The following is an 8510-nucleotide window of genomic DNA, read 5'->3' on the forward strand; positions in this document are numbered from 1 at the left end:
AGCTCTCTCACATCATCGGTACTAATCATGAAATACGGGAAACTCTATGCCGTTATTACGATGGTAGGCATCATTGTGGGAGGCTATTGGGTGGTTAATTGGCAAGCTAATAGGATTAATTCACTGACAGATATCAACAAAAAACTGGCCGTAGCTCTTGAAGAACAGAAGTCTATTAATACTGATTATCAAGCACGCATAATGCGGTTAAACCAACTGGATATTCAATATACGCAGGAGTTAGCGAATGCCAAGAATGAAATTAGTCGCTTGCGTGATATTAGCGAGCGTCATCCTGAGCGGGTGTATATCAAAGCCGAGTGCCCAAAAAGCAAAACCACTTCCGCCACCAGCTTGGCTTATGCAACCACCGCCCGACCTACTGACACCGCTATCCGAAATTATTGGTTACTCAGAGAACGAATTGCAGAGTCAGAGCAAATGATTAAAGGGTTGCAGGATTATATCAAACAAGAATGCATGGAATAAAAAAGCCCAGCATGGGAGGCTGGACAATACTAACAATATATTGTTTCATATGGGTATAGTTAGACTTATTATTATAACTAAAGTAAATATATATGCTAGTTTATTGTGTTTAATTATTTATTTTTATTTGATTAATAGACGTAAGATAAAAAATAGCCCTATGATTTAATGTTCATAGGGCGGTTAAAATGAAGCAAAAAGTAAATATCAATCATTTCCAATTATATAATTATTATTTCTTTATGCAATAGAATATATTGTATTTCTGTTATATTAGTAGATTAAAAAATATATTTAATTGTAATATGTCATATAGTATCTATTTGATGTAAGTGTCTCTTTAGAGGTAGATAGTATTCCACTCTATCTGAACTCCCGATGGAATAAATAACGATGTGTAATCAAAAGTTAGTCGTACTTTTACTCGCTGATGGATCATGTAAACAAGTTGATATCACGGACATGTACTAATGACATGAGCATAAATACTCCAGATATCTATTTAGATAATAGTGACTGCTCGTCATTTGTACTGGGTTAGGGGGGCAGTAGATTTTGATGAAAAAAAACTGTAAGAGAGATTACAGGGCTGAAAAACATAAATATATTTATATATCTTTTTGAAACAGAAAGCGCCGCATTGTCGCTGTCTCCTATGTTAGCTATGACCTGTTTTATTCTCGACAGAGAGCACATAGTGAGAATCAAAAACAACGAATACCACCGTTTTGTTATTTTCGGTCATTATCAGCAACGTCAGCTGTAGGTAGAAGAAGGGGCGTGACGATGGAGAGACATCATCTACAAACGTCATTCATTGATTGGTGTATACAGATAGCCATCAGTTAACCACTGGTGGCTTTTTTATTGCGGAAAATTTGTAATGGAATAAAAAAAATGAAAAAACGCAATGTCTATGGTGGTCGCTGGGCAAAGGTGCGATTAGCATTTCTTAATGAACATCCACTTTGCGTCATGTGCCAAGAGCAAGGGCGCATTACTGCGGCCACAGTAGTTGACCACATTATTCCGCATCGTCTTAAAGAAGCGCTTGAATCAGGTGATAAAGAACGTATCGCAAAAGCCCAAGCCTTATTCTGGGACACAAAGAACTTCCAAAGCTTGTGCGAATTGCATCATAACTCCACCAAACAACGTATCGAAAAGAGTGGCAAAGTCATTGGCTGTAATGCGGATGGCATTCCACTCGATCCCAATTCTCATTGGCATCAATAACACCATGAAATACAGGGTGGGGGCGGGGTAAAAGTTCAAACACTTTCGCCCTGATTACCTAGCGCCCTCATTTGTGCGCACAACCGCGAAATGAAAAGTTTTTTTCTGGGAGGTTCCGATGGCAGGAAGACGCCCGAAACCGACCCACTTGAAGGTGGTCACCGGTAATCCGGGAAAACGAAAACTCAACGATAAAGAACCCCAACCCAAACGTGAAATTCCAAGCCCACCCGAACATTTAACGGATTGGGGGAAAATGGCGTGGGCAAAATTAACCTTATTACTCGATGGAATGGGCGTTTTAACCGTGGCTGACACGCTGGCATTAGAACGGCTGTGTGATATCTACGCCGATATTCTTCAATTGCGAGACACCATTCCGATTGAAGGTCGGACATACACCACAAAAACCCAACTAGGGGATTTTTTAATTAAAGCGAATCCTGCCGTAGCCATGTTGGCTGATGCAGATCGCCGCTTTAAAAGTTATTTAGTCGAGTTTGGTTTAACCCCCGCAGCTCGTTCGAAGGTGAAGATGGATGGTGGAGAAGAAGAGGAAGATCCGCTCAACCAATATTTCGGTTGATCCCGCAACGCAATACGCGCAAGACGTGCATCAAGGCAAAATTTTAGCGGGGCCTGATATTCGTCATGCATGTGCACGTCATCTCAAAGATTTAAACGAAGCCGAGCAACGAGGATTAGTCTGGGATGTTGAGACTGTCAAAAGGGTGATCGACTTTTTCGCGAAAGTCTTAAAGCTCAATGGCGGGGAGCATGAAGGGAAACCGTTTATTTTATTGCCTTGGCAATGCTTTGTGATTGGCTCCATTTTTGGCTGGAAAATGACAGATGGAACACGCCGATTTCGCATGGTGTACGTTGAATCAGGCAAAGGTTCAGGAAAATCACCGATGGCGGGTGGCGTTGGGTTGTATTGTTTAGTTGCCGACAGTGAACCGCGTGCCGAAGTGTATGCGGCAGCTACGAAAAAAGACCAAGCCATGATTTTGTTTCGTGATGCGGTGGCAATGGTTGATCAATCTCCCGCATTAAGTCAGCGGATCACCAAATCAGGCGGAACAGGCAAAGAGTGGAACTTGGCTTATTTGAAAACGAGTTCATTCTTTCGCCCAATTAGCTCAGATGATGGGCAATCAGGGCCTCGTCCCCATTGTGCGTTGATTGATGAAATTCATGAGCACAAAAATAATACCGCCGTTGAGATGATGCGAGCGGGCACAAAAGGTCGGCGACAAGCCTTGATATTTATGATCACCAATAGTGGGCATGATAAAACCAGTGTGTGTTATGACTACCATGAATACGGACGAAAAGTTGCCGAAGGCACTATCGAAGACGACAGCTTCTTTTCCTATATTTGCTCACTGGATGAGGGCGATGATCCCTTTAAGGATGAGTCTTGCTGGGGGAAAGCCAATCCGTCATTGGGCTACACCTTTTCTGATCGCTACTTACGTGAACAAGTGACACAAGCTCGAGGTATGCCCGCAAAAGAAAGCATTGTGCGTCGGCTTAATTTTTGCCAGTGGGTGGATGCCGATAATCCGTGGATTAACAGTGAAACATGGATGCAGTGTGAAAACACGTTCACCTTCGATGATCTTCAAGGTGAAGAGTGTTATGGCGGATTGGACTTATCAGGAACCAAAGATTTAACCGCATTAGCCCTGTATTTTCCTCGCCTCAAACGTCTTTATGTTGAATTTTGGACACCCAAAGACACTTTATTGGATAGAGCGAAAACCGACCGAGTGCCCTACGACTTATGGGTAAGGCAAGGTTTTATGCATACCACTCCAGGGAATGCGGTGAGGTATGAATTTGTGGCAGAACGCATTGCTGAAATGGCGATGCACGTCAGCATGAGAGCCATTGCCTTTGACCCTTATCGCATTAAATACCTTGAACCCAAACTCGATGAAGCGGGTGTGACGGTTCCTTTAACTCCGCATGGACAAGGATATTACAAAGCCAAAGATTCAGGGCTATGGATGCCACACTCTATCGAACTGTTTGAACAGCTAATTGATGACAAGAAGATTGAGATCCACACCAATCCTTGTTTGAGATGGAATGCCGCATCTGCTGTGCTTGAGGCTGACCAAAAAGATAACCGCGTCTTTGCCAAGAAAAAAAGCACTGGTCGAATTGATGGTGTGGTGGCATCAGCAATGGCGATTGGGGCTGCGGAAGGTGAGGTTGATGATGGCAACCTTGATGATTTTTTCTCTAACCCATTGAGTATGTGATGACAGATAAACAATATTCAATCGATTTGCGCACTAATCATGGTTGGTTTGCGCGTCTGGCTTCCTTCTTTGTTGGGGGAAGACTTGTGACACCTGAACAAGGTTCACAATCAGGCGCTATCTCAGCGCAAGGCTCGCTTGGTGATTCTTCTGTAAATGATGAGCGAATACTCCAAATATCCACGGTTTGGCGTTGTGTTAGCTTAATTTCGACGTTAACGGCTTGTTTGCCACTGGATGTGTTCGAAACGGATAAACAGGGAAATAGAACCAAAGTTGATTTAAGTAACCCATTGGCTCGATTACTGCGATATTCGCCCAATCAATATATGACCGCTCAAGAATTCCGAGAGGCAATGACTATGCAGCTTTGCTTTTATGGTAATGCTTTCGCGTTGATTGAGCGAAATAAAGTGGGTGATGTGATTAGCTTGCTTCCTCTGTTGTCTGCCAATATGGATGTACGCATGGAGGGGAAGAATATTATCTATAAATATCAGCGTGATCATGAGTTTGCGAAATTTAAACAACATGAAATTTTTCATTTAAAAGGGTTTGGTTTTAATGGATTAGTCGGATTGTCGCCGATTGCTTATGCGTGTAAGACAGCAAGCACGGCCGTTGCGATGGAAGATCAACAACGTGAGTTTTACGCTAATGGGGCTAAGTCTCCTAAAATTCTGACAACGGGCGATAAGGTATTGAATAAAGAGCAACGTAGCCAACTTGAAGAGAATTTCAAAGAAATTGCGGGTGGTCCCGTTAAAAAACGATTGTGGATCTTAGAAGGGGGATTTCAAGCACAAGATATTGGTGTTAGTCCTCAAGATGCAGAAACAATGTCTTCCCGCAAATTTCAAGTCAGTGAATTAGCCCGTTTCTTTGGTGTTCCCCCGCATTTAGTCGGCGATGTTGAAAAATCAACAAGTTGGGGAACAGGTATTGAGCAACAAAACTTAGGTTTTCTTCAATATACCTTACAACCCTATATCTCCCGATGGGAAAACTGCATTGCGCGTTGGCTTCTAAAACCCCCCGAAGTGGGAAAATACCATGCTGAACATAACCTTGATGGATTATTGCGAGGCGATTCTACTTCACGCGCCGCGTTTATGAAAGCGATGGGAGAATCGGGGCTAAGAACTATTAATGAAATGCGACGGCTCGATAATTATCCTCCTCTTGAAGGTGGAGATGTCGCTTACCGGCAAGCACAATATTTACCGATTAACCAACTCAATAAAGAGCCTCACGAAAGTGGGGCTTAATTATTTATGGGGGTTCAATGCCTGATATTAGAAAAACACTGAATTTTGATGAAGCGGAAATCAAATTTACGGGTGATGGCACACAAGGCGTTTTCGAAGGTTATGCCTCTGTATTTAGTCATCAAGATTCCGATGGTGACATTATTTTACCCGGTGCGTTTAAGCATGTTTTAGATAAGCAAAAACAAAAAGTCGCTATGTTTTATAACCATCGAGTCTGGGAGCTTCCTGTGGGGAAATGGGAGTACATGGAGGAAGATCAAAAAGGATTACGAGTGAGAGGACAACTGACACCCGGTCATAGTGCGGCTCAAGATCTAAAAGCGGCAATGAAGCATGGCACGGTTGACGGGCTTTCTATCGGATTCGGTTGTCTGCGTAATGACTTTGAGCGAACACCTTCAGGTCGTATTTTTAAAAATATCTCCCTGTTACGTGAAATTAGTATTTGTACATTTCCCGCTAATGACCAAGCACAGGTTTCATCACTCAAGAGCATTGATGGGTTATTAACGATCCGAGATATTGAGGATTGGCTGAGAGAGTCAGCCGGTTTATCAAAATCAGAAGCAGTCGGTTTTATTTCCCGCTTCAAATCCGCTATTCGGAGTGAGTCCGATGACACTCAACAATCCCTAGTCGCATCCATTGTTAACCAAATTAATGCATTTAATCTGAAAGGATAGAATATGTCTGACTTAGCTATTATCCAAGAAGCCATCGAAGGATCACAAAAAAAGGTGCAAGAGCTCTTCGATGCACAGAAGAAAGAAATTGAAGCTACTGGCGCAGTTTCAAAGCAATTACAAACAGATTTAGTCTTAGTTCAAGAGGAATTAAAAAAAGCCGGTGAACGTCTGTTTGATTTAGAGCAGAAAGGGGCAACGAGTGCTGATGATCCTAATACGAAAAAAGATTTTTCTGAGCGAGCAGCAGAAGCGCTGGCAAAATCATGGAATGGGAGTCAGGCTTCTTATGAAGTGAAAACCTTTAATAAATCATTAGGCAGTGATGCGAGCTCAGCCGGAGTTCTCATTCAGCCGATGCAAGTACCGGGTATTATTATGCCGGGTATGCGTCGTTTAGTTATCCGCGATTTATTAGCACAAGGTCGTATTTCCAGTAACTCACTGGAATATGTACGCGAAAAATTGTTTACCAATAGCGCGGCACCCGTGAAAGAAAAGGCTCAAAAACCAGAATCTAATCTGACTTTTGAAAAACAAACGGCAAATGTGATCACTATTGCTCATTGGATCCAAGCGTCTCGCCAAGTGATGGATGATGCTGTGCAGTTACAGTCTTACGTTAATAACCGCTTATTGTATGGCTTAGCGTTAGTGGAAGAGGAGCAATTACTCAATGGTGACGGTACAGCGGATAATTTGACGGGGATTAATCATGTTGCCACTGCCTATGATACCACGTTGAGTGCTACGGGTGATACGCATGCCGATCTGGTTGCTCATGCCATTTATCAGGTGACAGAATCTGAATTTAGCGCCTCTGGTATTATTTTAAATCCTCGTGATTGGCATGCTATTGCGTTAATGAAAGATAAAGAAGGGCGTTATATTTTTGGTGGCCCACAAGCGTTTACTTCAAATGTAATGTGGGGATTACCTGTTGTTCCCACAAAAGCACAAAAACAAGGTGAGTTTACTGTTGGTGCATTTGATTTGGCGTCTCAAGTATGGGATCGAATGAATGCGGTTATCGAAGTGAGTCGAGAAGATCGTGATAACTTTGTGAAGAATATGCTGACCATTTTGTGTGAAGAGCGTTTAGCATTAGCCCATTATCGCCCTCAAGCCTTAATTAAAGGAACTTTCCCAACGTCTGGAAGAAGTGCTTAAGTAATAGGTCGGGGTAGGTAACTATCCCGTATTACATCATGAATATCTTAGATGTCATTCCTCTTTCTTTATTAAAACAGCATCTCGAATACAGCGGTGATGATCGTGATGAGCAGATTATATTTTATGCTCAAAGCGCATTAAATTATTGTTTGAGATGGTGTGATGAACCCACATGGAAATCACCTGATGATATCCCTTATGAAGTGAAATCGGCCATGCTTTTGGTGCTGGGGGATATGTTTGAACATCGAACCAGCCAAAGTGAAATTCCGTTATATGAAAATAAAGCAGTAGAACGATTATTACTGCTTTGTCGAAATTGGCGAGGTAGTTAATGGATCCGGGACGATTACGCCACACCATTAATATTCAAAAATCAGTATTAGCGCCTGATGCCATCAGTGGCAGTGATATGATTTGGACGGATCATGCGACAAAAGTACGTGCAGCGATCATGCCTTATCAAGGGCGAGAATATTTTCAAGCTCAGCAAGTACAAAGTGAGGCCACAATGCGAATTCTTATTCGCTATATCGCTGATATTGATACTTCGATGCGTATTGTATGGGGTAAGCGAATATTTAATATTATTTCGATTATTGACCCTGATGAGCGTCATCGTGAGCTTCAATTAATGTGCAAAGAGGGCGTGAATGATGGGTAAAATTAAAATCAGTGGATTGTCTGAACTCGCTCAACGAATGCAAGACATCGCCCGTAAAACCAGAAATCAAAGCGCGCGTAAGGCGATGAATGCAGGGGCTTCGGCGTTAAAAGAAGAAATCAAACATCGAGTGCCTATCCTTAAGGAAACGGTGCCGCATCGACGTAAAGGCACCATCAAGCGCAATATTCGTTCTAAAACGAAAGTACAACGCAATGGGCAAGTCAAAACGCGTATTTGGGTGAAATCATTATCGGGTAAAAAAGTGTCTGCCTTTAAACAGGCAACGGGGAAAAGTGCAGCATTGAACCCGAATGATCCGTTTTATTGGTGGTTTGTCGAGTTTGGTACCGCCAAGATGCCCGCACAACCGTTTATGCGCCCCAGCTTTGAAGCGAAAAAGGAAACGACGGTTAAAGTGATTGTTCAAACACTCAAAGAGGATATTGAAAAAGCAAGGTAGAGAGCATGATACAGCAATTAAAAGAGACCCTTTCACCGCTTGTCGATGGAAGGGTTTTTTTTCATGTATTACCCGAAGGCAAAGGGCATTATCCCGTCATTGTGATCCAGTTTGCCAGCATCACGCCTAACAGTGCGTTGGAGGATACGGATTTAGACAACTATCGTGTGCAACTTGATGTGTATGCGCCACAACCTCAACCTCTGATGGTCTTGCGTAAAAAAATTGAAGCTCAGATTGTTGAAGCGATCCCATTTA

11 protein-coding genes are annotated in these 8510 nt (G+C 42.6%); all 11 read left to right on the forward strand.

The window, feature by feature from the left end:
• Positions 1 to 27 precede the first annotated feature (27 nt).
• The gene (locus HMPREF0693_RS00005) at positions 28 to 489 is read left to right on the forward strand and encodes a lysis protein (protein ID WP_004251606.1); all 462 of its coding nucleotides are present in this window, start codon (positions 28 to 30) and stop codon (positions 487 to 489) included.
• Between the two features lie 897 nt (positions 490 to 1386).
• Positions 1387 to 1725 (forward strand): HNH endonuclease, encoded by a 339-nt coding sequence (locus HMPREF0693_RS00010; RefSeq protein ID WP_004242468.1) that lies wholly within the window; start codon positions 1387 to 1389, stop codon positions 1723 to 1725.
• A gap of 118 nt (positions 1726 to 1843) precedes the next feature.
• Positions 1844 to 2311, forward strand: coding sequence for a phage terminase small subunit P27 family (locus HMPREF0693_RS00015; RefSeq protein ID WP_004242469.1), 468 nt, complete (start codon positions 1844 to 1846; stop codon positions 2309 to 2311).
• Positions 2265 to 3998 carry a terminase large subunit gene (locus HMPREF0693_RS00020; RefSeq protein WP_004242472.1) on the forward strand — a complete coding sequence of 578 codons (1734 nt, stop codon included), beginning with the start codon at positions 2265 to 2267 and terminating at the stop codon, positions 3996 to 3998. The genes HMPREF0693_RS00015 and HMPREF0693_RS00020 overlap by 47 nt, the downstream gene beginning before the upstream one ends.
• Positions 3998 to 5266 (forward strand): phage portal protein, encoded by a 1269-nt coding sequence (locus HMPREF0693_RS00025; protein WP_004242475.1) that lies wholly within the window; start codon positions 3998 to 4000, stop codon positions 5264 to 5266. Before HMPREF0693_RS00020 ends, HMPREF0693_RS00025 begins: the two co-directional genes overlap by 1 nt.
• Positions 5267 to 5283: 17 nt before the next feature.
• Complete coding sequence (locus HMPREF0693_RS00030) at positions 5284 to 5952, forward strand: HK97 family phage prohead protease (protein WP_004242476.1); 669 nt, start codon at positions 5284 to 5286, stop codon at positions 5950 to 5952.
• Between the two features lie 3 nt (positions 5953 to 5955).
• Complete coding sequence (locus tag HMPREF0693_RS00035) at positions 5956 to 7122, forward strand: phage major capsid protein (RefSeq protein ID WP_004242477.1); 1167 nt, start codon at positions 5956 to 5958, stop codon at positions 7120 to 7122.
• Positions 7123 to 7160: 38 nt separating this feature from the next.
• Complete coding sequence (locus tag HMPREF0693_RS00040) at positions 7161 to 7460, forward strand: head-tail connector protein (protein ID WP_004242478.1); 300 nt, start codon at positions 7161 to 7163, stop codon at positions 7458 to 7460.
• The gene (locus HMPREF0693_RS00045; RefSeq protein ID WP_004242479.1) at positions 7460 to 7789 is read left to right on the forward strand and encodes a phage head closure protein; all 330 of its coding nucleotides are present in this window, start codon (positions 7460 to 7462) and stop codon (positions 7787 to 7789) included. The genes HMPREF0693_RS00040 and HMPREF0693_RS00045 overlap by 1 nt, the downstream gene beginning before the upstream one ends.
• Entirely contained in the window at positions 7779 to 8252 is a 474-nt protein-coding gene (locus HMPREF0693_RS00050) for an HK97-gp10 family putative phage morphogenesis protein (RefSeq protein WP_004242480.1), read from the forward strand. Before HMPREF0693_RS00045 ends, HMPREF0693_RS00050 begins: the two co-directional genes overlap by 11 nt.
• Positions 8253 to 8257: 5 nt before the next feature.
• Positions 8258 to 8510: tail completion protein gp17 (gene gp17 / locus HMPREF0693_RS00055; RefSeq protein WP_004242481.1), on the forward strand; the 253-nt coding region annotated here is incomplete at its 3' end.

It is taken from the genome of Proteus mirabilis ATCC 29906 (assembly GCF_000160755.1).
GTDB classification, from domain to species: domain Bacteria; phylum Pseudomonadota; class Gammaproteobacteria; order Enterobacterales; family Enterobacteriaceae; genus Proteus; species Proteus mirabilis.

Bases quoted from the DNA above. Each gene is read 5' to 3' on its own strand.
- HMPREF0693_RS00015 (WP_004242469.1), top strand. From the start codon at position 1,844: ATGGCAGGAAGACGCCCGAAACCGACCCACTTGAAGGTGGTCACCGGT.
- HMPREF0693_RS00020 (WP_004242472.1), top strand. From the start codon at position 2,265: ATGGTGGAGAAGAAGAGGAAGATCCGCTCAACCAATATTTCGGTTGAT.
- HMPREF0693_RS00040 (WP_004242478.1), top strand. From the start codon at position 7,161: ATGAATATCTTAGATGTCATTCCTCTTTCTTTATTAAAACAGCATCTC.
- HMPREF0693_RS00025 (WP_004242475.1), top strand. From the start codon at position 3,998: ATGACAGATAAACAATATTCAATCGATTTGCGCACTAATCATGGTTGG.
- HMPREF0693_RS00030 (WP_004242476.1), top strand. From the start codon at position 5,284: ATGCCTGATATTAGAAAAACACTGAATTTTGATGAAGCGGAAATCAAA.
- HMPREF0693_RS00050 (WP_004242480.1), top strand. From the start codon at position 7,779: ATGATGGGTAAAATTAAAATCAGTGGATTGTCTGAACTCGCTCAACGA.
- HMPREF0693_RS00045 (WP_004242479.1), top strand. From the start codon at position 7,460: ATGGATCCGGGACGATTACGCCACACCATTAATATTCAAAAATCAGTA.
- HMPREF0693_RS00035 (WP_004242477.1), top strand. From the start codon at position 5,956: ATGTCTGACTTAGCTATTATCCAAGAAGCCATCGAAGGATCACAAAAA.
- HMPREF0693_RS00010 (WP_004242468.1), top strand. From the start codon at position 1,387: ATGAAAAAACGCAATGTCTATGGTGGTCGCTGGGCAAAGGTGCGATTA.
- HMPREF0693_RS00005 (WP_004251606.1), top strand. From the start codon at position 28: ATGAAATACGGGAAACTCTATGCCGTTATTACGATGGTAGGCATCATT.